The following is a 23,039-nucleotide window of genomic DNA, read 5'->3' as shown; positions in this document are numbered from 1 at the left end:
GTGAGTGCCGAACCGTTCGCGGGAATCGTGTCCTCCCAACATTACCGGTGGACACGACGCGAGGGGCGGAACGCGGCGGTACGCGTCTTCTCGCAGGAGCGTAATCGGCAGGACCGGTGATCCCGGTGGCCCTCAGGTGGTCAGCTGGTCGACGAGTTCAGCGGCCGAATCCACCGAATCGAGCAACGCACCCACGTGCGCCTGGCTTCCCCGCAACGGTTCGAGCGTCGGGATGCGCACCAGCGAATCCCCGCCCAGATCGAAGATCACCGAATCCCAGCTCGCCGCGGCGACATCCGCGCCGAAGCGACGCAGGCACTCACCGCGGAAGTAGGCGCGCGTGTTGCGCGGCGGCTCGGTGATCGCGGCGAGGACGTCGTTCTCGTCGACGAGCCGCTTCATCGAACCGCGTGCCACCAGGCGGTTGTAGAGTCCCTTGTCCAGTCGCACATCGGAGTACTGCAGGTCGATCAGCTGCAGCCGGGGTGCCGACCAGCCCAGCCCCTCGCGCTGGCGGAAACCCTCCAGGATTCTCAGCTTGGCCGGCCAGTCGAGGATGTCGGCACATTCCATCGGGTCGCGTTCGAGCCGGTCGAGGACGTTGGCCCAGGTGGCGAGGACATGTGCGGCGCGTTCGTCGTCGGAGTGCTCACGATCGTGGAACCGCCGGCACCGGTCGAGGTACTCGCGCTGCAACGCCAGGGCGGTGACCTCGCGGCCGTTGGTGAGCGCGACCGTCGCGGTGAGTGTCGGATCGTGGCTGATGGTGTGGACGGCCTGCACCGGGCGGGCGAGCTCGATGTCGGAGAAGTCCACCCCCGCCTCGATGAGGTCGAGCACCAGTGCGGTGGTCCCGACCTTGAGATAGGTGGAGGTCTCGGCGAGATTCGCGTCGCCGATGATCACGTGCAGCCGGCGGTAGCGTTCGGGATCCGCGTGCGGCTCGTCGCGGGTGTTGATGATGCCGCGTTTGAGGGTGGTCTCCAGTCCCACCTCGACCTCGATGTAATCGGCACGCTGGGACAGTTGGTAACCGGCTTCGTCGCCGGACTGGCCGATGCCCACCCGCCCGGAACCGGTGATCACCTGGCGCGACGCGAAGAAGGTCGTCAATCCGGCGATGACGGCGGTGAACGGTGTCTCCCGGTTCATCAGATAGTTCTCGTGGGTGCCGTAGGAGGCACCCTTGCCGTCGATGTTGTTCTTGTAGAGCTGCAGGCGCGGTGCGCCGGGCACGCTCGCGACGTGCCGGGCGGCCGCCTCCATCACCCGCTCCCCCGCCTTGTCCCAGATCACCGCGTCGAGCGGATCGGTGACCTCGGGCGCGGAGTACTCGGGATGGGCGTGATCGACGTAGAGCCGCGCACCGTTGGTGAGGATCATGTTGGCGGCGCCGATCTCGTCGGCGTCGATGATCGGCGCCGGACCCGAGCCGCGCCCGAGGTCGAAGCCGCGCGCGTCGCGCAGCGGTGACTCCACCTCGTAGTCCCAGCGGGTGCGTTTGGCGCGCGGCACCCCGGCGGCGGCCGCATAGGCCAAAACCGCCTGAGTGGAGGTCATGATCGGATTCGCGGTCGGGTCGCCCGGGGCGGAAATGCCGTACTCGACCTCGGTCCCGATGATTCGCTGCATGCCACGAGCCTAGTGGTCCACACGATGTTCATCGTCGACGCCTCGCAGACGCGGGCCCACCTGGGTAGCGTCTACGCCGTGAAAGCATTCCGCCGGTTCAACGTTCGGGTCCCACTCCCCTCTCGGCTCACCGATCTGGCAGTTCTCGCGAACAATCTCCGGTGGGTGTGGCATGTCCCCACCCAGGAACTGTTCGCGGCGATCGATCCGGAGCGCTGGGCGAGCACCGGCGACCCGCTGCGCGTCCTCGCCGACGTCGATCAGGACCGGATGGACGCACTCGCCGCCGACGAGGAGTTCGTCACCCGGGTGCGCGATCTGGCGGCCGAGCTGAAGGATTACCTCGCCGCGCCGCAGTGGTTCGGGCGGTATGCAGAGTCCACTGAAACCGTTGCGCCACAAGGCATCGCGTACTTCTCGATGGAGTTCGGCATCACCGAGGTGCTGCCCATCTACTCCGGCGGACTCGGCATCCTCGCCGGTGATCACCTCAAGGCCGCCTCCGACCTCGGACTGCCGTTGATCGGCGTCGGCCTGTTCTACCGGTCGGGCTACTTCCGGCAGAGCCTGTCGCACGACGGGTGGCAGATCGAGCGGTACCCGGTGAACGATCCCGGTGCGCTGCCGCTGACGCTGCTGACCGACGATTCCGGACCGGTGATCATCGGCATCGCCATGCCGGGCGACCGTACGCTGCACGCTCAGGTGTGGGTGGCCAGCGTCGGCCGCATCCCGTTGCTGCTGCTCGATTCCGACATCGCGCTCAATGACGAGGAACTGCGTGCGGTCACCGACCGTCTCTACGGCGGCGATCAGGATCACCGCATCAAGCAGGAGATCCTGCTCGGCATCGGCGGGGTCCGCGCACTGCGCGACTACGTCCGCATCACCGGCCGGGCCGAGCCGAGCGTGTTCCACATGAACGAGGGGCACGCGGGATTCCTGGGCGTGGAGCGCATCCGCGAACTCGTCGACGGCCCGGCCGCTCTCGACTTCGACACCGCCGAGGCCGTGGTGCGCGCATCGAACGTCTTCACCACCCACACCCCGGTTCCCGCCGGGATCGACCGGTTCCCCACCGATCTGGTGCGCTACTACCTCGATGCCGGGCCGGACGGCTCGTCGCGCCTGCTGCCCGGCCTGCACGCCGGCACGGTCCTCGAACTCGGCGACGAAGCCGACCCGGGGGTGTTCAACATGGCGCACATGGGTTTTCGGCTCGGACAACGGAGCAACGGGGTGTCCCGGCTGCACGGCGAGGTCAGCCGGCAGATGTTCGCCGACCTGTGGCCCGGCTTCGACGCCGACGAGGTGCCCATCGGCTCGATCACCAACGGTGTGCATGGATTCACCTGGGTGGCCCGCCCATGGCGCGACCTGGTCGGCGAGGACGAGGACTCCGCACCGGCGCACTACGCCGAGTTGCCCGACGGCGAACTCTGGCGCACCCGGCAGACGTTGCGCGCCGGTCTGGTCGACGAGGTACGCCGCCGCGCCCATGCCAGCGGACGCGACCGCGGCTTCATCGATGCCGAATTGGGCTGGACGGCAGAGATCTTCGATCCCGAGGCGCTCACCATCGGCTTCGCGCGCCGGGCCGCGACCTACAAGCGGCTCACACTGATGCTGCGCGACCCGGACCGGTTGCGGCGCATCCTCACCGACGCCGAGCGGCCGGTGCAGCTCGTCATCGCCGGGAAGGCTCATCCTGCCGACGACGGCGGCAAGGCCCTCATCCAGCAGGTGGTGCGGTTCACCGACGATCCCGAGTTGCGTCACAAGATCGTCTTCCTGCCCGACTACGACATCTCGATGGCGCGACACATCTACGCGGGATGCGATGTGTGGCTGAACAATCCGGTGCGGCCGATGGAGGCCTGCGGGACCTCGGGGATGAAGTCGGCGCTCAACGGCGGACTCAACCTGTCCATCCTGGACGGCTGGTGGGATGAGATGGCCGACGGGGAGAACGGCTGGGCGATCCCGTCGGCCGAGGGGGTCGTCGACGAGCATCGACGCGACGATCTCGAGGCCGAGGCGCTCTACTCGCTACTCGAGGAGTCGGTGATCCCGTTGTTCTACACGCGCACCCCCGACGGTGTGCCGCAGCGCTGGGTTCAGATGGTGCGCCACACCCTGAGCCGGCTCGGGCCGAAGGTGCTCGCCTCACGCATGGTGCGCGACTACACGGTCGAGCTGTACTGCCCGGCCGCGGCGGCCTTCGACGCCATCTGCGCCGACGACTACGCGCAGGCCGGTGATCTCGCGTCCTATCGCGCCTTGATCGCGGCCGCGTGGTCGTCGGTCATGATCGCCGGGGTCGAGGACGAGAAGGCCGACGACGGTCTGCTGGTGACCGCTCACGTCGCCCTGGGCGACCTCGATCCCGACGCGGTGAAGGTGGAGGTGATCCTGGGACGGGTCACCGACGACGGCGACATCATCGACCCGGTATCGGCGCGGATGGCACCTGCCGACGGCACCGATGCGTCGGGCCGGACGGTGTACGCGGCGACGATCGGACCGCGCTCCTCGGGGCTCCTCGGCTACACCGTCCGCGTGCTGCCGAACCATCCGGCCCTGTCCGACGACGCCGAACTCGGTCTGGTGCGCTACCCGGAGGTGTGACACACCAGGACCGCCCAGCGCGTCAGCGAGCCTTCTTCAGGCGCAGTTTCGAGTAGGTGAGGGCGGTCAGGACCAACCCGATCACGATGAGCACGCCGATCGCGAGTGCGTAGTTCGCCAGGCTCGACTCCCACAGACCGTTGCCCTTGGTCTGCGGGGCGAACGAGTTGATCTTGGTCAGGTCCACCGATCCGGCGGCCGCCACATAGCCCCAGAACGACGGGAAGATCCAGGAGAACTGTTCGAGCCCCGGCTTGTCCAGAGCGAACAGACCGCCGCAGAACACCAGTTGCACCATGATCACGATGACCAGCGGCGGCATGACCTGTTCATTGGACTTCACCATCGAGGAGATGGTGAGGCCGACGAGCGTCGACACGCATGCGAGTACCGCGATCGCGATCACCAGATCGACCGGCGGGCTGATCAGCGGCCCGCCCTCCTCGGGAACACCCCGTCCGACGAACGCGATCGCCACCATCACGACGCTCTGCAGGACCGCCGCGGTGAAGAAGACGAGGATCTTGGCCCAGAGATAGCCGCCCGGACGCAATCCCACCGCGCGTTCACGTTCGAAGATGTCGCGCTCGCCGACCAGATCGCGCACCGTCAACGCGGCTCCCATGAACGCGGCGCCGACGACGAGCACCACCAGAACCTGCACCGCTTCGCCGGCGTCCTTGGGTGGTTTGCCGGGCCCCTCGGGTGTCACCGCGAAGCCGAATCCGTTCTCACCCGGAATGACCAGGGTCAGCGCTCCGAGCACCACCGGCAGCAGGATCAGGAACGCCAGATACCCGACGTCGGCGAAGATGAGACGGACCTGCCGGCGGGCAACGGTGCTCGATTGCCGCAAGAAGCTGGTGTGCGGCACCGGGATCGGCGGCCCGGGTGGCCGCAGCGGTGGCGGCGGCCGGTGTCGTCGCCGGTTGCGATCGAGGAAACGCATGTGCGCGGTGTCGGGCTGATCGGCGACGAAGGAGAAGATCTCGGCCCAGTCGTCGGTGCCCATCGCGGCTTTCACCCCGGCGGGCGCACCGCAGAACGCCGTCTTGCCGCCCGGCGCGAGCAGCAGCACCTGATCGCACATCGACAGGTAGGTCAGCGAGTGGGTCACCACCAGGACCACACGACCGGCGTCGGCGAGGCGTCGCAGAGTCGCCATGACCTGACGGTCCAGCGCCGGGTCGAGCCCGGAGGTCGGTTCGTCCAGGATGAGCAACGACGGTCCGGTCAGCAGTTCCATCGCCACCGACGCCCGCTTCTGCTGTCCGCCGGACAGTTTCTCGACCCGGGTGTCGACGTGTTCGGTGAGTTGCAACTCCGACAGCACACCGTTGATGACGTTGTCGCGGTCGGCCTTGGAGAGATCCGGCGGCAGTCGCAGTTCGGCGGCATAGCGCAGGGCCTGACGCAGTGTCAGCTTGTGATGCAGCACGTCCTTCTGCGGAACCATCCCGATACGGGTGCGCAGAGCGTCGTATTCGGCGTGGACACTGCGGCTTTCGAAGGTGACCTGCCCACTCGTCGGCGAGTTGAGGCCGGCGACGATCTTCGAGACCGTCGATTTGCCCGCACCGGACGGACCGATGACCGCGGTCAGCGTGCCCGGGCTCGCGCTGAACTCGACGTCGGCGAGCAGACGCTTGCCGCCGTCGACCACCAGACTGACGCCGTGCACGTGCAGGCCGCCGGCGACGGCCTCTCGGCCCTGCCCGCGCATCAACGTGCCACCGGACACGACGAAGTCGCTGTTGCCGATGGTCACCACATCGCCGTCGCTCAGCGGTGCGCGTCCCACCCGACGACCGTTCACGAAGGTGCCGTTGACGCTGCCGAGGTCTTCGATGACCAGACCCGACTGTGCGGTGCTCACCCGGGCGTGGTGACGCGAGGCGAGGACGTCACTGACCACGATGTCGTTGTCGGGGGTGCGGCCGATGCTCTGAACACCCTTGAGCGAGATGGATTCTCGCGGCGGTGGCGTGGCGGCTCCGGGTAGTTTGTAGACCGCCGACACGTTCTGCTGCAGTGACTGCAGGTGGGGTGCGTTGCGTAGTTCCTGCGGCATCGGCTCGAGGCCGTTCTCGCGGGAGTAGCTCCCCGGCGCGGGTACCCGCATCGGCATGCTGCCCGAACCGGGTGCTCCGGGCGGACGGAAGCCGGCCGACGGCGGCCCCGGTCGAGCTGCCGGGGGCGGCCCGGCGACCGGTGGCGGCAACGTCGGTGCCGAGACCTGCCCGCGAGATGGACCGGCCGGCTCGACCGCGAAGTCGAGCACCGGTCCCGTCGCGGCGTCGCCCACTCGGACCGCGACGGGACCGGTCAGGGTCAGTTCGGGCAGGCGCCGACCGTTCAGATAGAAGCCGTTGGTGCTTCCGGTGTCCACCAGGCACCAGGCGGATCCGCGCCACTCGACCGCCAGATGATGCCGCGACACCATCGGGTGATTGATCACGATGTCATTGTCGGGCGTGCGGCCCAACGTGATCCGTTGACGATCCCCGAGCGGATGCACGACACCACCGTCGACCGTGACCCGGCCCCGCGTCATCGACATGCTGTTCATCACCGACTGACTCTAGTGCCTGGGTGGGGTCCCCACACCGACACGTCCACCGGTCGGGGGACAACCGGCCGGGTTACAGGTACTGGCCGGTGTTGGTCTCGGTGTCGATGGCGCGGCTCGCTCCCGAACTCTTTCCGGTGACCAGCGTGCGGATGTAGACGATCCGCTCACCCTTCTTACCCGAGATCCGGGCCCAGTCATCAGGATTCGTCGTGTTCGGGAGGTCCTCGTTCTCGGCGAATTCGTCGAGGATCGAATCGAACAGGTGCTGCACCCGCAGTCCCGGCGCGCCGGTCTCCAACTGCGACTTGATCGCGTACTTCTTGGACCGGTCGACGACGTTCTGGATCATCGCACCCGAGTTGAAGTCCTTGAAGTACATGATCTCCTTGTCGCCGTTGGCGTAGGTGACCTCGAGGAAGCGGTTGTCGTCGCTCTCGGCGTACATCCGCTCGACGACGCGCTCGATCATGGCGTTGATGCAGGCTGTCCGATCCCCGCCGAACTCGTTGAGGTCGTCGGCATGCACCGGCAGGGTCTCGACGAGGTACTTGGAGAAGATGTCCATCGCCGCTTCCGCGTCGGGGCGCTCGATCTTGATCTTCACGTCGAGCCGGCCGGGGCGCAGGATCGCGGGATCGATCATGTCCTCGCGGTTCGACGCACCGATGACGATGACGTTCTCGAGTCCCTCGACACCGTCGATCTCACTGAGCAGCTGCGGGACCACGGTGGTCTCCACGTCGGAGGACACACCCGACCCGCGGGTCCGGAAGATCGAGTCCATCTCGTCGAAGAACACGATGACCGGTGTGCCCTCGGAGGCCTTCTCGCGAGCGCGCTGGAAGATCAACCGGATGTGGCGTTCGGTCTCGCCGACGAACTTGTTGAGCAGCTCCGGGCCCTTGATGTTGAGGAAGTAGGACTTGGCCTCCTTGGCATCGTCACCCCGGGCCTGGGCGATCTTCTTGGCCAGTGAGTTGGCCACCGCCTTGGCGATGAGGGTCTTCCCACATCCGGGCGGACCGTAGAGCAGCACACCCTTGGGCGGTCGCAACGCGTAGTCGCGGAACAGATCCTTGTGCAGGAAGGGCAGTTCCACCGCGTCGCGGATCTGCTCGATCTGCCGGCCCAGACCGCCGATGTCCTCATAGCCCACGTCGGGAACCTCTTCGAGGACCAGGTCCTCGACCTCGGCCTTGGGCACCCGCTCGAAGGCGAATCCGGCCTTGGTGTCGATGAGCAGCGAATCGCCGGGACGCAGCCTGCGACGTTTGCCGTCTTCGCCGTCGACCTCACCGAGCAGCGGTTCGGCCAGATGGACCACTCGCTCCTCGTCGGCGTGGCCGACCACCAGGGCGCGCTTCCCGTCGCCGAGAACCTCACGCAGCGTACTGATCTCGCCGACGGTGTCGAATTCGCATGCCTCGACGATGGTCAGTGCCTCGTTGAGTCGCAACGTCTGGCCCTTGTGCAGGGTCTCGGTGTCGATATTGGGCGAGCAGGTCAACCGCATCTTGCGGCCGGAGGTGAACACGTCGACGGTGGCGTCGGGCTGGACCTCGAGCAACACGCCATAACCACTCGGCGGCTGACCGAGGCGATCGACCTCCTCGCGCAGTGCGACGAGTTGCTGGCGCGCGTCCTTGAGGGTGTCGAGCAGTTTTGCGTTGCGGGCCGTCAGATTGTCGACGCGCTCCTGCAGTTCCTTGTTGTCGGCGGCGGGCCGGCCGAACGACGGACGCTCGGTACCGCTGCGCGCGAGCGGCGGGGTATAGGCGGGCGTGAATTCCTCGGGCGCGAAATCCGTGGGGTTCGATTCATCGGGGGACGCACCGGCGCCCTCGGAAATCCGACGATCACCCTTAGGGGTGTCGTGGCGGTCAGATTCGGTCATTGCTGACTCCTCTCCCCGGCAATCACCCGATCCCTCGACCGGAATGCTTGCGCCGTGACTCCACGCTACCGGGACCGGCCGGGAATCGCCCTCCACCGAGCGAACGGTGATGTTGACGGTGTGTTAAATATGCGTCTTCTCAACGTATTCGCTGTTGTTCCGTCACGTAAACCGATTTGCGAACAGCGGTCTGTCATCCCTTGGACGGACGACGCTGGGGACGCAGTGTCGTCGTCCCGTCGGCGAGGCGGCGCGCGGTGACGAGAAACGCGGTATGGCCTTGCATTTTGTGCTCCGGACGCACCGCGAGGCCCACCGCACTCCACTCCCGGACCAGCGATTCCCACGCGCGTGGCTCGGTCCAGCACTCCTGCTCGCGCAGGGCCTCGACGATCCGCGACAGCTGGGTGACGGTTGCCACATAAATCGTTACCACCCCGCCTGGTTTCAACACCGTGCGCACCACGTCGAGCGGCTCCCAGGGCGCGAGCATGTCCAGCACGACGCGGTCGAACCTCTCGTCGGTGGGCAACCGGGCCAGGTCCTCGACCACGAGGTTCCAGTTGTCCGGCCGGCCACCGAAGAACGTCTCGACGTTGCGGACCGCGTGTTCGGCATGGTCGGAACGGATCTCGTAGGACACCACCTCACCGGACTCGCCGACCGCCCGCAGCAGCGAACAGGTGAGTGCCCCCGACCCCGCTCCGGCCTCGAGCACCCGGGCCCCGGGAAAAACATCCCCTTCGACGACGATCTGGGCGGCGTCCTTCGGGTAGATCACCTGGGCGCCGCGCGGCATCGAGAGGACATAGTCGACGAGCAGCGGTCGCAGCGCCAGATACTGCGTCCCGCTGGTCGCGGCGACGATGCTGCCCTCGGGGGCACCGATGAGATCGTCGTGGGCGATCGCCCCACGATGGGTGTGGAACAGCTTGCCCGCCTCGAGATGGACCGTGAACTTGCGGCCCTTGGCGTCGGTGAGCTGGACTCGATCGCCGATGGCGAACGGACCGGAGGTGGGCAACGTGGGATCCTTCCCGACGACGAGATGCGCGCACAACGGTGTCGTGGCGCAGAGATGTCAGTACGGCGTCCTACCCTGCCAAATGTGAGTACCACCGCTGATGCCGGGTCCCCACCGGATACCGCCCCGCCCGTTGCACCGCCGCCCGTCGCGCCGCCCGGCCATCCGGGGCGGCCGCTGGCGCTCTCACCATCGCGGGCCGCCGATTTCAAGCAATGCCCCCTGCTGTACCGCTATCGGGCCATCGACCGCTTCGCGGAGACCCCCACCCCGGCGCAGACCCGCGGCACCGTGGTGCACGCCGCCCTGGAGAACCTCTTCGACATGCCCGCGGAGCTGCGGACGCAGGAGTCGGCCGATCTGCTGGTCGAGGGTGCGTGGGGTGCCCTGTGCGAGGCGGATCCCGATCTCGCCCGCGTGGTCGCCGACGTCGGCGAGTCGCAGTTCCTCGCCGACGCCCACAAGCTGATCGCGACGTATTACACAATGGAGAACCCGACGGCCTTCGAGGCGGATGCCGTCGAGCATCACGTCGAGCTCGAATCCGAGCAGGTGCGCTTGCGCGGCTTCATCGATCGCATCGATGTCGCGCCGACCGGTGAGCTGCGGGTGGTGGACTACAAGACCGGCCGCGCCCCCGGCGAGGCATTCGAGTCCCGTGCACTGTTCCAGATGAAGTTCTATGCGCTGGCGATCCTCCGGACGCGCGGGGTGGTGCCGCACCGGCTGCAACTCATGTATCTCGCCGACGGACAACAGCTCACCTACACCCCGGACCGCGATGAACTCGAACGTTTCGAGCGCACGCTGATCGCCATCTGGCGTGCCATCCGGGAAGCGGTGGCAACCGGCGACTTCCGGCCCAAGCGATCACGGCTGTGCTCGCTGTGTGAGCACAAGACACGGTGTCCCGAATTCGGCGGTACGGTCCCGCCCTATCCGGGTCCCCCGCCGGGTTTCGTCGCCGACTGACGGGTCCCCGGCGACCTCGACTATGACGACCCCCATAGACTGTTCGCGTGGTGAATTCGTCTGTGCAGTACACGTCCTACTACGAGTCTCTCCCGGCACCGGATGACGAGTCCGACGGCCGCGACTATTTCCGGCCCACCGAGGCCACACTAAGTGTGTGGGCGCCGACCATCCAGCACGGCGGCCCACCCGCCGGTCTGCTCATGCGGGCCCTGCTGCGCTGCGCGCCGGATCCCGACCAGCACTTCACCCGCGTGACCACCGAGATCCTCGGACCGATCGGACTCGGCGTCAACCGGGTGCGGGTCCGTGTCCTGCGGCCCGGCCGGCAGATCACCCTGATCGGCGCCGACCTCGAGGTGCAGCAACCCGACGGGGGTTTCCGGCTCGCCGCACAGTCGATCGGGTGGCGGATGCGTACCGCGGACTCCGGCCCGATCGAACGGGCGCCGCTGCCGGCGCTGGCGGCCGGTCCCGACGACGTCGATTCGCAGATCGGCGTCACCGCTGATGAATCACTCGGAGTCGACTGGGGGACAATCGGTTTCATCGGCACGGTGCGGTCCGCGCGTACCGAGGGCCGCACCGGTGACACCCCGGCCGTGTGGCTGCGACCGGCGATCGACCTCGTCGCGGGTGAACAGATCGCCGATCTCGAATCGATCTTCACCGTGCTCGACGTCGCCAACGGACTCGGAACACGACTGCGGCCCGACGAGTGGAGCTGGATGAACACCGACACCACCGTGCACCTCATCACCAAACCCCGCGGACCGTGGCTGGGCATCGACGCCGACATGGCCACCGGCGCCCACGGCTTCGGCGCGACGTTCGCCGATCTCTACGACGCCGACGGATTCATCGGACGCTCGGCGCAGACGGTGTTGCTCAACAAACAGGGCGGCAGCTGAACGCTCGTCGCGTCAGAAACGGCAGGACCGGATATCGGTCGCCAGGATGGCGCGCGCGCCGAGGTCGGAGAGCTGATCCATCAGGTTCTGGTGGTCGCGGCGCGGCACCATCGCACGTACTGCGACCCAGTCCGGATCGGCCATCGGGGCGACCGTCGGCGATTCGAGTCCCGGTGTCAGCTCGGTGGCCTGATCGAGCAGCGAGCGCGGGCAGTCGTAGTCGATCATCACGTACTGCTGACCGAAGACGACGCCCTGGACCCGGGCGATGAACTGGCGGGCGGCCTTCTCGTTGGCGGTGCCGGTACGCGAGATGAGAACCGCTTCGGAGTCACAGAGCGAATCCCCGAAGGCGACCAGCCCGTGCTGGCGCAGCGTGCGACCCGATCCGACGACGTCGGCGATGGCGTCGGCCACGCCGAGCTGGATCGAGATCTCCACCGCGCCGTCGAGGCGGATGATCTCGGCCTCGATGCCGCGCCGTTCGAGGTCGGCGCGCACCAGGTTCGGATACGACGTCGCGATGCGCTTACCCGCGAGATCGGCGACGCACCACGGCGATCCGGCGGGAGCGGCATAGCGGAAGGTCGACGAACCGAAGCCCATGGACAGTTCCTCGTCGACGCTCGCACCCGAGTCACCGGCGAGATCACGTCCGGTGATACCGAGGTCGAGGGTGCCCGCCCCGACGTAGATGGCGATGTCCTTCGGACGGAGGAAGAAGAACTCGACGTCGTTGGTGTTGTCCAGGACGGTGAGGTCCTTGGCATCGGAACGCTTGCGATATCCGGCCTCGGCGAGAATCGCCGAGGCGGACTCGGACAGCGCGCCCTTGTTGGGAACGGCTACGCGCAACATGATGGGTGGTCCTTACTGGTTGCCGGAAGAGGTGACGTCTGCGTCGGGGCCGGGATGGCGATCACGCCGACTCCTAGAGATGGCGGTAGACGTCCGGCAGGGACAACCCACGTTTGATCATCATCACCTGCAGCCAGTACAGGAGCTGGGAGATCTCCTCCCCCAGCGATTCATCGGATTCGTGCTCGGCGGCCAGCCAGACCTCGCCGGCCTCCTCGATGATCTTCTTGCCGAGAGTGTGGACGCCGGAGTCGAGGGCGGCGACAGTACCGCTACCGGCGGGTCGGGTCTGCGCCTTGTCGCTCAGTTCGGCGAACAGCTCCTCGAATGTCTTCACGGGACCCCATTTTTGCACGTCGCCTGATTCGGGCCCGCGCGAGGTCGCGGCGGCGGGTCCGGAGTTCAGTGCACACCCTGATAGGCCGATGTCACATCCGCCGGCGACAGACCCACCAGTGACTCCCGGAAGACGCGAAGTGCCCCGCGTGCCACCGGCGCTGCCGACGGGATGACCAGCGTGGGACATCCCGCCGCACTGGCCGCCGCCGCGCCGGCCGGCGAGTCCTCGATGGCCAGGCATCGATCGGGACGGCACCCGAGAAGATGCGCGGCCCGCAGATAGGGGTCGGGCGCCGGTTTGCCCGCGGCCACCTCGTCCCCACACACCGTCACGGCGAAGCGAGACCGTCCCAGGATGTCGAGCATCACCTCGGTGAGCTCGCGGACGGTGTTGGTGACCAGGGCCATCGGTATCCCGGCCGCGGCCACCATCTCCAGTGCATCGGCGGCCCCCGGTCGCCAGGGCACGCCGGCCGCGAACAACTCGCCCACGTGGTCGAGGAGCCAGCGCGCATCCGCCGGCACGTCGCGGTCCGCCGGTGCCACGTCGGCTGCGGCGTACACCTTCGACATCGCGTCCGGCAGCGCGTTGCCCAGCGTCGACTCGCGCAGCGCCGGACCCATCACGATCCCCTGCCGCAGAGCGAAATGCTCCATCGCGACGTCCCAGATCGGTTCGGAGTCAAGCAACGTCCCGTCCATGTCCCACAACACGGCGGCGGGTACGGGTCGGGTCGGCGTGGTGTCGGGGGCGGCAGTCACCCCTGCATCATCGCAACCCACGATTCGGTCGTAGCGTCCGCCGGGTAGAACAGCTCGATCGTCATCTCCTCGAGCGTGATGTCACGTGGCGACCCGAAGGTGGTGAGCGTCGAGAAGAAGGACAGTTCCTGACCGCCCACATCGAGTTCGAGCGGCACGAGCAACGTCGGCTCACCGGGTCCAGGCAGAGCCGGGCTCTCATCGAGGGCGATGACCGTCGGATAGGTGGCGATCTCGGTCTCGAGCGCGGCCAGTCGGTCGTCGCCGGTCACCCGGGCCAGTCTGTGGAGCAGATCGACGAGATAGCGCCCCCACACGTCGAAGTTGCGGGTCATGCGCGCGAAACCGTCCGGGTGCAGTGATGCCCGGAACAGGTTGACCGGGGTGGTCCGCTGGGACTCGGGCAGTGTCGTCAGCAGCCGGGCCGCCGCATCGTTGGCGAGTACCACATTCCAGGTACGGTCAAGTGCCACGGCGACGTTCGGGTTGTGCGCGTCGAGAACCCGTTGGATCGAGGTGCGTACGCGCGTCATCGCTTCGGCATCGAGCGGTTGCTCGGTGTAGCGGGGCGCGTGACCCGCGGCGACGAGCAACGCATTCCGCTCGCGCAACGGGATTTCCAGGCGGGCCGCGAGTGTCTCGATGAGCTTCGGCGACGGCCGTGATTTGCCGGTCTCCACGAAACTGAGGTGGCGGGGCGACACCCCGACGTCGTAGGCGAGATCGAGCTGACTGATCGATCGGTGTGCACGCCAGCGGCGCAGCATGGTGCCGACCGGATTCAGAGTCGGGGTCGTCACCGTCGCCATGACGGTCATCCTAGTGTCCCGTGTTGGAAATTCGTTGGCGCGAGTCCGGCGATCCAGGTGGATGCATCGCAAGGCGGCGGAGGACGCAGCTACTGGATGTACCTGCGACGACGCCAACGCAGCGAGGCGCCGCCTGGGCGTCGGAATCGTCAACGAATTTCCAACACGGGACACTAGTGTTCCTATAACGAAGCGCAGGCGGGCGGCGCAAGTGTTTCATTACCTCCGGGGTAGTGGCTTCCGGTCCCCGCCGGCGCCACGCTCGTGACATGAACCGCCGACACGAACCGCATGTTCTCATCGCCCCGGCGATGGGTGTCCCGGCCCGCTACTACCGCGCACTCGAGGATGCGTTCGCCCAGCACGACTGGTCGGCGACGACGGTCCCCCGCCGCGGACTCGATACCGACACCCGGCCCCCGTCGCGGCGGCACGACTGGGCCTACGCCGACGAGTCGGCCGATCTTGTCGCGGCGGTGAAGCGTTGCCGCGCAGATGATCCCACCCGCCCCGTGATCGTGCTCGGCCACAGCCTCGGGGCGCAGTTGTGCGCACACATCGCCGTCGTCGCGGACGAGGCATCGCAGCCGGACGGGTTTGTCACCGTTGCCGGTTCACTCCCCTGGCACCGACACTATCCGCGCGGCGGTGTCGCCGAATACGCGGTTGCCGCGGCTGTCCCGATTGTGACGGCCATCGTCGGATATTGGCCCACACCGGGTTTCGGGGCGCCGACCCCGCGGACACTCATGCGGGAGTGGGCCCGGATGGTGCGCACCGGACGCCTCCCATTCGGAGCACGAGGAAAGCCGGGGACGGTGCCGACACTCGCGGTCCGCCTCGACGCCGACGTCCTGGTCCCCCCGGGCGCGGCCGCGGCGCTCGAAGAGTGCTTCGCCGACGACTCCCGAACCGTGTGGACCTACACCGAGAAGGACTGTCCCCCAGGCGGATCACGACACCACCTCCGCTGGGTACGTACCCCGGACGTCGTCGTCGACCACATCTGCGACTGGTGGACGCGAGGCGCTGGTGGAGCCCATAGGGCGCCGAAGCACGTCGGTGAGGGCGGCGACGATACCGAGAACGGCCAGGCCCATCATCGTGGCGTAGACCGTCAGAGCCGTGTCGCCGCGTCCCGAGGTGTACCCCCCGCTCGATGACCCGTGCCTGCCGCCGGGATGGCCTCCGCCGGCGGCATGCCCCGGACCGGGTCCGCCCTGGCCATCGAACGGCCGGCCCGGTCCCGCGTGGTTGCGGCCGCCACCCGGACCGCCCATCACCTGGCCCCGATCCGACATGCCCTGATCACCGGTGAGCGACGAGTGATAGACGCCGATCGCCGAGGCCTGGACCAGTACCGGGATCAACGCGAACCACAGCGGCAGGAAGAATGCTGCGATCACGGTCAGAACCTCGGCGGTGTAAAAGTACCGGTCGTGCATCGCCGGCAGCAGGAACGGCACGACCACTGCCGAGGCGGTGGCCACCACCACGATGGAGGTGGGGGTCACCGCGGGCTTCTTCCACACCGACCAGGCGAGGAAGGCCACGACGACGGCGCCGGCCGTCGCGATGCCCAGATGTGCCAGCCACGTGGCGTTCCCGGAGATCGAGATGAGCTGATAGAGATTGGCCGCACCGAGCGTCAACTGCTTGTAGGAACCGGTCTGATCGAGATAGACCGACAGGGCGTTGCCCCAGGATTCGCCCGCCACCACCGCCGGAATCACGAACGCCACGTAGACGACGGGGATCGCGAGCAGGGCATACCACGGGATGCGTCGACGGATCAGCAACCAGGCGATTAGCCCGAACACGAAGACCGCCTGCAGTTTGAACGACACCGCCAGCCCGAACATCACACATGCCCAGACCGAACCGACCCGCCAGGAGCGACCCGGTGTCCGAAGGTCGCCGTGGCGGTTGGCGCGCATCAGGAAGTACACGCCACCCAGGGTGAAAGCCGAATAGATGGCGTCGGCCTGTCCCCAGTAGGAACTGTTCGCGATCACCGACGGGAGCATCGCCACCACACCGAAAGCCAAGGCCCGCAACCAGTATCGGTCCGTTCGCAGGCCGACGATCCGATAGGCGAAGAAGGCGAGCACGAAGTCGAAGACGATCGAGATGGCCTTGACGCCGATCAGCGACGGTACGCCGAGTGCGGTGAGTCCCCAGAGGAGATACAGGTAGGGGTAGTTGTAGTCGGCGAACTGCGACGAGAACGCCGAGAATCCCTGTGAGTCGAGGGTGTCGTACCACCGACTGAGAAATGCCCGATAGTCCATCGTCTCGACGTCGAGGAAGCGGAGCCGGATCGCGACGGCGACCGCGATGATCACCGCGAGCACCGCCCATCGGATCAACCGTGCGGGAGTGTGTACGGCCGCAACGGTTTCGGTCGCAGGGTGGTTGTCCGGCCCGCACCTGTCGGCCACCGAGGCCGGCGGCGAGGGGGACTCGGCTCGTGCGGGCAGAGCTGTGTGGGTCATGACGTCCACCGTCGACGCCGAAGCTGTGGGGACGGTGGACGGAGCCTGGGAGTGTTCGTCGATGCCGGTCCCGGTGGCGACCGAGATCACCACCCACGCGTCCGGTTCGTTGCTACCGTGGACGGTGATCAGAGACGATCACCGGACGAGGTGCGCCGTACCCGGCCAGCGACAAGACGGCGCCTGGAGGTTCGGAATGTCGTGGATCATTCTCATCATCTCGGGTGTGCTCGAAGCGGTGTGGGCCACCGCGCTCGGTAAGTCCGAGGGTTTCAGTCGCTGGCCGCCGACCATCCTGTTCGCGGTTGCACTGATCGCCTCGATGGCCGGGCTGGCCTATGCGATGCGGGAGTTGCCGACCGGCACGGCCTACGCCGTCTGGGTCGGAATCGGTGCATCGCTCACCGTTGCCTACGCGATGGTCACCGGCGCCGAGTCGGCGTCGATCCTGAAGGTCGCGCTGATCCTGGTGATCGTCGGCGCCGTGGTTGGCCTCAAGCTCGCGCACTAGTTGTGTGCGCTATCCGCGTCACTGTGCCCCTGGGTTCAGGTTTCGGCGCGCACGGCCGGAGCGGTCTCGGTGGCGAGGATTCGTTCGCGAGTGCGGTCAAGCGTCGACGCGGCCCAGCGGCCGGTCGCGGCGATCCCGACGACGATGATGGCCAGCCCGCACAGCGCCATGATCAGCCAGGCCGGGCGTGCGGCCGCTGCGAGGTCGGCCTGATCGCCGACCTCGCGGAAGGCGACAGCGCCGAAGATCGCGACGCCCAGCGATGTTCCCACCTGCCGGCTGACCGAGGCTATGCCCGACGCGACTCCGGCCTGCGCTCGGGGCATTCCCGAGACAGCGGCGTTGGTGATCGGTGCGTTGACGAGGCCCGATCCCACACCGAGGAGCAGGTACGCGACGGCCAGGTACTCGAAGCTCGTGTCCACGCGGACGCGCATCAGCATGAGACCCGCACCGACGATGGCGACGCCGGCGAGGACCATGGGCATCCGGGCACCGCGGCTACCGACCAACCAGCCCGACACCGGCGCCAGCAGGGCCATCGGCAGGGTCATCAGACCGGCCTCGAGCGGTGAGAGTCCGCGCACCTGTTGCAGGTAGAGCGTGTTGAGCAGAAGGAAACCGCCGATCGCAGCGAACGCCAGGATCGCGGTCAGCACCGAACTGCTGAACGGTGCGCTGCCGAAGAACCGCAGGTCGATCATCGGTTCGGTTCGTCGGGACTCGAGGATCACGAGCCCGGTGAATGACACCGCGGCCACGATGAACGAGCCGACGACGACCGCCGAGGACCACCCGAGGCCGTGACCCTCGATGATCGCGAAGGTCAGGGTCGCGAGGAACACCAGGATCAGCAGTTGCGCTCCCGGGTCCGGGCGACGCGGACGCTCCGCGCGTGACTCGGGGACCAGCGTGAGGGTGAGCACGATCGCCACGGCACAGACCGGCACATTGAGCCAGAATATCGACGCCCAACCGAAGGAGTGCACGAGCGCACCTCCGATCACCGGCCCGAGTGCCATGCTCAGCCCGAAGGCGGCCCCCCACATGCCGATGGCGCGCGCACGCTCGGTCGGATTGGTGAACGTGTTGGTCACGATCGCCATCGCCACCGGATTCAGCATCGACCCGCCGACCGCCTGCAACATCCGCGCACCGATCAGCATTGCGGGCGACACCGCCAGCGAGCACAGGACCGACCCCAGCGCGAACACGGTCAGGCCGGTCAGGAAGACCCGGCGTCGGCCGAAGCGGTCCCCCATCGATCCGCCGAGGAGCAGCAGGCTGGCCAGAACCAGCGTGTAGGCGTCGATCACCCACTGCAGTTGCGACCCCGAGGCGCCGAGGTCCGACGCGATCGACGGCAGTGCGACGTTGAGTCCGGTGGTGTCGATGCCGACGATGAACAGGCTCAGGCAACAGGTCGCGAGGATGGCGATCCGACGTCGCACACCCAGGGTGGCAGCGTCGGTATGCGTCGGCGCGGCGATGCGCGCGTTCACGATTCGGCCGCCGACCGCAGCAGTTCGAGCAACTCTCCGAGCGCTCGACGCCGATCGTCGTCGAGCGCGTCGAACATCGGCGGGGCCGCGGTGTCGTCGGCGGTCACCGAGTCGACGACCGCACGGCCCGCGGCGGTGATGGCCACCACCTTGAATCGCCGGTCGGTGGCGTGCTCGGTGCGGATGACGAGCCCGCGATCGACCAGATCGTTCACGATGACGCTCGTGGCGGGGGCGTCGATGCTCAGCCGTCGGGCCAGCTCGGTCTGGGTCATCTCCCCGACCGCGATTCGACGCAGTGCGCGAAACCGGCTGAACGGCATGTCGATCCGCGCACTGATCCGAGCGCTCGATTCGGTGGCCTGATCGCGTACGAGACTGTTCATGACGAACCAGAGTTCGGTTGCCGTCGGCGTTGACAACGCCGGCGAATCACTTGTATGCATACAATCGTTATAGCGCTACAACTATGTGGAGTCAATGCTGGTGGCGCGGCTCAGGTGTTGAAGTACTTCGCCTCCGGGTGATGCAGCACGAATGCGTCGGTGGACTGCTCGGGATGTAGCTGCAGTTCCTCGGATAGGTGCACGCCGATCCGTTCGGGTTGAAGCAATTCCATCATCTTGGCCCGGTCGTCGAGGTCGGGGCATGCGCCGTACCCGAAAGAGAAACGGGCACCGCGGTATTCGAGGTCGAAGAAGCCCTGTGCCTCGTCGGGGTCCTCGCTGTCCATGGTGCGTTCGCCGAAGCGGAGTTCGCTACGGACGCGCTGATGCCAGTACTCGGCCAGCGCCTCGGTCAGCTGCACGCCGATACCGTGCACCTCCAGGTAGTCACGGTAGGCGTCGGCGGCGAACAACTCGTTGGCGAAGTCCGCGATCGGCTGACCCATGGTGACCAGCTGGAACGGCAACACGTCCACGTGGCCGTCGCGAATGGCATCCTCACGCGACCGGATGAAGTCGGCGATGCACAGGAAGCGTGATCGCTGCTGACGCGGGAAGCCGAAGCTGTAGCGCACCGGGGCATCTGGGCGCGGCTCGGTGAGCACGTGCACGGTGTCGCCGTCGCTGACCGCGGGGAAATAGCCGTACACGACGGCGGCATGCTGCAGGATGCCCTCGGTGGCGAGCCGATCGATCCAGTACCGCAGCCGCGGGCGGCCCTCGGATTCGACGAGATCCTCATACGACGGTCCGTCCCCGCCCCGGGCGCCGCGCAATCCCCACTGCCCCAGGAACAGGGCACGCTCGTCGAGGAGCTGGAGGTAGTCGGCGACCGGAACGCCCTTGACGATGCGGGTTCCCCAGAAGGGTGGAGCGGGAATGTCGTTGTCGGCGGCCACATCCGAGCGCGCGGGCACCTCTACGGGTTCCTCGGCGGCCTTGCGTTTGGCGGCGATTCGCTTGGACCGGTCGTGGCGGGCCTTGCGTTCGGCGGCCTTTTCGGCCGCGGCGATGGCCTCCGGACTGTCCGGGTCCGGCCCCTCCCCTCGCTTGGTCGCCATGATCTCGTCCATCAGACGCAATCCCTCGAAGGCGTCGCGCGCATAGTGCACGTCGCCCTCGTAGGTCTCCGACAGGTCGTTCTCCACATAGGACCGGGTGAGGGCGGCACCACCGAGGAGCACCGGGTACTCGTCGGCGAGTCCGCGGGCGTTGATCTCCTCGAGGTTCTCCTTCATCACGACCGTCGACTTGACCAGCAGCCCCGACATCCCGATGACGTCGACCTTCTTGTCGGCGGCGACGTCGAGAATGTTCGTGATCGGCTGCTTGATGCCGATGTTGACCACCTCGTAGCCGTTGTTGGACAGGATGATGTCGACCAGATTCTTGCCGATGTCGTGCACGTCGCCCTTGACCGTGGCCAGCACGATCCTGCCCTTGCCGTCTTCGCCGGTGGACTCCATATGCGGTTCAAGGTGTGCCACAGCGGTTTTCATCACCTCGGCGGACTGCAGCACGAAGGGCAGCTGCATCTGTCCGGACCCGAACAGCTCGCCGACGGTCTTCATGCCGCTCAGCAGGGTCTCGTTGATGATCTTCAGCGGCGGGACGGTGGTCATCGCCTCGTCGAGATCGTCTTCGAGGCCGTTGCGCTCGCCGTCGACGATGCGCCGTTCGAGGCGCTCGAACAGCGGCAGTTTCGCCAGTTCGGCGGCCCGCGACTCGCGCGCCGACGCCGCGGAGACACCCTCGAACAGTTCCATCAGCTTCTGCAGCGGGTCGTACCCCGGCGCCCGACGGTCATAGACCAGATCGAGGGCAACCTTGCGATGCTCCTCCGGGATCCGGGCCATCGGCAGGATCTTGGAGGCGTGCACGATCGCGGTGTCGAGCCCGGCCTGCACGCACTCGTGCAGGAACACCGAGTTCAGGACCTGGCGTGCGGCCGGGTTGAGACCGAAGGAGATGTTGGAGATGCCCAGCGTGAAGTGCACCTCGGGATGCGCCTCGTGGATGCGCCGGATCGCCTCGATGGTCTCGATGCCGTCGCGGCGCACCTCCTCCTGACCGGTGGAGATCGGGAAGGTGAGGGCATCGATGATGATGTCCTCCTCGGCGAGACCCCAGTTGCCGGTGATGTCGGCGATCAGTCGCTCGGCGATGCGCACCTTCCAGTCCGCGGTGCGGGCCTGCCCCTCCTCGTCGATGGTCAGCGCCACCACTGCGGCCCCGTGCTCGACGACGAGCTGCATGATGCGGGTGAACCGGGAGTTCGGGCCGTCGCCGTCCTCGTAGTTCACCGAGTTGACCGCACACCGTCCACCGAGAGTCTCCAGCCCCGCCCGGATGACCTCGGGCTCGGTGGAGTCGAGCATGATCGGCAACGTCGACGACGTCGCGAACCGGCTCGCCAGGGCCGTCATGTCCACGGCACCGTCGCGTCCCACGTAGTCGACGTTGAGGTCGAGCATGTGGGCGCCGTCGCGGGTCTGGTCCTTGGCGATGTCGAGGCAGCGCTGATAGTCCCCGGCGATCATTGCCTCGCGAAATGCCTTGGAGCCGTTGGTGTTCGTCCGTTCACCGATCACCAGGAAGCTGGCGTCCTGATCGAAGGGCACCGCGGTGTAGAGCGACGACGTCTCCGAGGCGTGTTCGGGGGTGCGGGCAGCCGGGGTCGCCCCGTGGACCGCCTCGGCGACCTGCCGGATGTGTTCGGGTGTGGTGCCGCAGCAGCCGCCGACGAAATCGAGTCCGAACTCGGCGACGAAGCCGTGCAGGGCCTGGGCGAGTTCCTCCGGGGACAGCGGATACTCGGCACCGTTGGGGCCGAGCACGGGGAGCCCGGCATTCGGCATCACCGACACCGGGATCCGCGCATGCCGGGACAGGTATCGGAGATGCTCGCTCATCTCGGCCGGCCCGGTGGCGCAGTTCAGCCCGATCATGTCGACGCCGAGTGGTTCGATCGCGGTCAGGGCGGCACCGATCTCCGAGCCGAGCAGCATCGTGCCGGTGGTCTCCACGGTGACGTGGGAGATGATCGGGATCCGACGACCGAGTTTGTCCATGGCGCGCCGGGCGGCCACCACGGCCGCCTTGACCTGCAGCAGATCCTGCGAGGTCTCGATCAGGATCGCGTCGGCACCACCGTCGAGCATCCCGGCGACGCATTCGAAGTAGGCGTCCCGGATGACCGCGAAGGTCGTGTGCCCCAAGCTGGGCAATTTGGTTCCGGGCCCGATCGAGCCGAGCACAAAACGATCGGTGCCATTGGCCGTCGGACCCATCTCGTCGGCGACGCCGCGTGCGATGCCGGTGCCCTTGTAGGCGAGTTCGCGGATCCGGTCGGCGATGTCGTAGTCGCCCAGGTTGGACAGGTTGCAGCCGAAGGTGTTGGTCTCCACCGCGTCGGCACCGGCCTCGAAGTAGGCGCGATGAATGCCCTCGAGCACATCGGGGCGGGCGTCGTTGAGGATCTCATTACAACCCTCGAGTCCGTTGAAGTCGTCGAGCGTGAGGTCGGCCGCCTGCAACATGGTGCCCATCGCCCCGTCGCCGATCAGCACCCGGCGCGACATCGCCGACATGAACGTCGTGTCGAAGTCGGCCGGATCGGTGCTGTGGTCGGGACGGGAAACAGAAGACATGGTTGTCAGCGTAGTTCGCTCTCTCTCGGGGTTC

Annotated in this window: 16 protein-coding genes, 1 pseudogene and 1 riboswitch; of the genes and pseudogenes, 5 read left to right on the top strand and 12 right to left on the bottom strand. The window is 67.1% G+C overall.

Going from position 1 to position 23,039, the window contains the following annotated elements; all coding sequences use genetic code 11:
• Window positions 1–132: 132 nt before the first annotated feature.
• Complete coding sequence (dop, locus tag GBRO_RS12235) at window positions 133–1,632, bottom strand: depupylase/deamidase Dop (RefSeq protein ID WP_012834257.1); 1,500 nt, start codon at window positions 1,630–1,632, stop codon at window positions 133–135.
• A gap of 78 nt (window positions 1,633–1,710) precedes the next feature.
• On the opposite strand from dop, the gene glgP reads away from it, so the two are divergent.
• Complete coding sequence (gene glgP / locus GBRO_RS12230; RefSeq protein ID WP_012834256.1) at window positions 1,711–4,260, top strand: alpha-glucan family phosphorylase; 2,550 nt, start codon at window positions 1,711–1,713, stop codon at window positions 4,258–4,260.
• 22 nt (window positions 4,261–4,282) lie between these two features.
• Here glgP and GBRO_RS12225 read toward each other — a convergent pair whose 3' ends face one another.
• The 3 genes from GBRO_RS12225 to GBRO_RS12215 all read right to left on the bottom strand — a co-directional run bounded on the left by GBRO_RS12225 (window position 4,283) and on the right by GBRO_RS12215 (window position 9,750).
• Window positions 4,283–6,814, bottom strand: coding sequence for an FHA domain-containing protein (locus tag GBRO_RS12225; RefSeq protein ID WP_041920466.1), 2,532 nt, complete (start codon window positions 6,812–6,814; stop codon window positions 4,283–4,285).
• 88 nt (window positions 6,815–6,902) lie between these two features.
• Window positions 6,903–8,726 carry a proteasome ATPase gene (arc, locus tag GBRO_RS12220; protein WP_012834254.1) on the bottom strand — a complete coding sequence of 608 codons (1,824 nt, stop codon included), beginning with the start codon at window positions 8,724–8,726 and terminating at the stop codon, window positions 6,903–6,905.
• A 193-nt stretch (window positions 8,727–8,919) separates the two neighbouring features.
• A complete protein-coding gene (locus tag GBRO_RS12215) occupies window positions 8,920–9,750 on the bottom strand; it encodes a tRNA (adenine-N1)-methyltransferase (protein WP_012834253.1) in 831 nt (276 codons plus the stop codon).
• A gap of 84 nt (window positions 9,751–9,834) precedes the next feature.
• On the opposite strand from GBRO_RS12215, the gene GBRO_RS12210 reads away from it, so the two are divergent.
• Both GBRO_RS12210 and GBRO_RS12205 read left to right on the top strand, forming a co-directional pair.
• Window positions 9,835–10,722 (top strand): RecB family exonuclease, encoded by an 888-nt coding sequence (locus GBRO_RS12210; protein WP_012834252.1) that lies wholly within the window; start codon window positions 9,835–9,837, stop codon window positions 10,720–10,722.
• Window positions 10,723–10,769: 47 nt separating this feature from the next.
• Window positions 10,770–11,633, top strand: a complete 864-nt coding sequence (locus GBRO_RS12205; protein ID WP_012834251.1) for a thioesterase family protein — start codon at window positions 10,770–10,772, stop codon at window positions 11,631–11,633.
• A gap of 12 nt (window positions 11,634–11,645) precedes the next feature.
• Here the strand turns inward: GBRO_RS12205 and hisG are convergent, their stop codons facing one another.
• The 4 genes from hisG to GBRO_RS12185 all read right to left on the bottom strand — a co-directional run bounded on the left by hisG (window position 11,646) and on the right by GBRO_RS12185 (window position 14,401).
• Window positions 11,646–12,491: an ATP phosphoribosyltransferase gene (gene hisG, locus GBRO_RS12200; protein WP_012834250.1), complete on the bottom strand. Its 846-nt coding sequence runs from the start codon at window positions 12,489–12,491 to the stop codon at window positions 11,646–11,648.
• Window positions 12,492–12,564: 73 nt separating this feature from the next.
• The gene (locus tag GBRO_RS12195) at window positions 12,565–12,828 is read right to left on the bottom strand and encodes a phosphoribosyl-ATP diphosphatase (protein WP_041919872.1); all 264 of its coding nucleotides are present in this window, start codon (window positions 12,826–12,828) and stop codon (window positions 12,565–12,567) included.
• 65 nt (window positions 12,829–12,893) lie between these two features.
• On the bottom strand, window positions 12,894–13,592 hold the full coding sequence (locus GBRO_RS12190) for an HAD family hydrolase (protein WP_012834248.1): 699 nt from the start codon (window positions 13,590–13,592) through the stop codon (window positions 12,894–12,896).
• Window positions 13,589–14,401, bottom strand: coding sequence for a helix-turn-helix transcriptional regulator (locus GBRO_RS12185; RefSeq protein WP_012834247.1), 813 nt, complete (start codon window positions 14,399–14,401; stop codon window positions 13,589–13,591). Before GBRO_RS12185 ends, GBRO_RS12190 begins: the two co-directional genes overlap by 4 nt.
• Before the next feature lie 269 nt (window positions 14,402–14,670).
• Between GBRO_RS12185 and GBRO_RS27535 the strand changes: the two are divergent.
• Window positions 14,671–14,979, top strand: a pseudogene (locus GBRO_RS27535) (alpha/beta fold hydrolase); the annotation flags it as partial.
• 375 nt (window positions 14,980–15,354) lie between these two features.
• Here the strand turns inward: GBRO_RS27535 and GBRO_RS12180 are convergent.
• On the bottom strand, window positions 15,355–16,989 hold the full coding sequence (locus GBRO_RS12180; protein ID WP_012834245.1) for a membrane protein: 1,635 nt from the start codon (window positions 16,987–16,989) through the stop codon (window positions 15,355–15,357).
• Between the two features lie 28 nt (window positions 16,990–17,017).
• A riboswitch (guanidine-III (ykkC-III) riboswitch) is annotated at window positions 17,018–17,082 on the top strand.
• 10 nt (window positions 17,083–17,092) lie between these two features.
• On the opposite strand from GBRO_RS12180, the gene GBRO_RS12175 reads away from it, so the two are divergent.
• Entirely contained in the window at window positions 17,093–17,407 is a 315-nt protein-coding gene (locus tag GBRO_RS12175) for a DMT family transporter (protein WP_012834244.1), read from the top strand.
• A gap of 35 nt (window positions 17,408–17,442) precedes the next feature.
• Here the strand turns inward: GBRO_RS12175 and GBRO_RS12170 are convergent, their stop codons facing one another.
• The 3 genes from GBRO_RS12170 to metH are packed head-to-tail and all read right to left on the bottom strand — an operon-like array spanning window position 17,443 to window position 23,005.
• Entirely contained in the window at window positions 17,443–18,909 is a 1,467-nt protein-coding gene (locus GBRO_RS12170; RefSeq protein ID WP_012834243.1) for an MFS transporter, read from the bottom strand.
• Window positions 18,906–19,355 carry a MarR family winged helix-turn-helix transcriptional regulator gene (locus tag GBRO_RS12165; protein WP_012834242.1) on the bottom strand — a complete coding sequence of 150 codons (450 nt, stop codon included), beginning with the start codon at window positions 19,353–19,355 and terminating at the stop codon, window positions 18,906–18,908. The genes GBRO_RS12170 and GBRO_RS12165 overlap by 4 nt, the downstream gene beginning before the upstream one ends.
• A gap of 50 nt (window positions 19,356–19,405) precedes the next feature.
• The gene (gene metH / locus GBRO_RS12160) at window positions 19,406–23,005 is read right to left on the bottom strand and encodes a methionine synthase (protein ID WP_012834241.1); all 3,600 of its coding nucleotides are present in this window, start codon (window positions 23,003–23,005) and stop codon (window positions 19,406–19,408) included.
• Window positions 23,006–23,039: the final 34 nt, after the last annotated feature.

The sequence above is a fragment of the Gordonia bronchialis DSM 43247 genome (genome assembly GCF_000024785.1).
Classification (GTDB): domain Bacteria; phylum Actinomycetota; class Actinomycetes; order Mycobacteriales; family Mycobacteriaceae; genus Gordonia; species Gordonia bronchialis.
The sequence above is the reverse complement of the archived record's forward strand: the minus strand, read 5'-3'. Positions and strand labels throughout refer to the sequence as shown.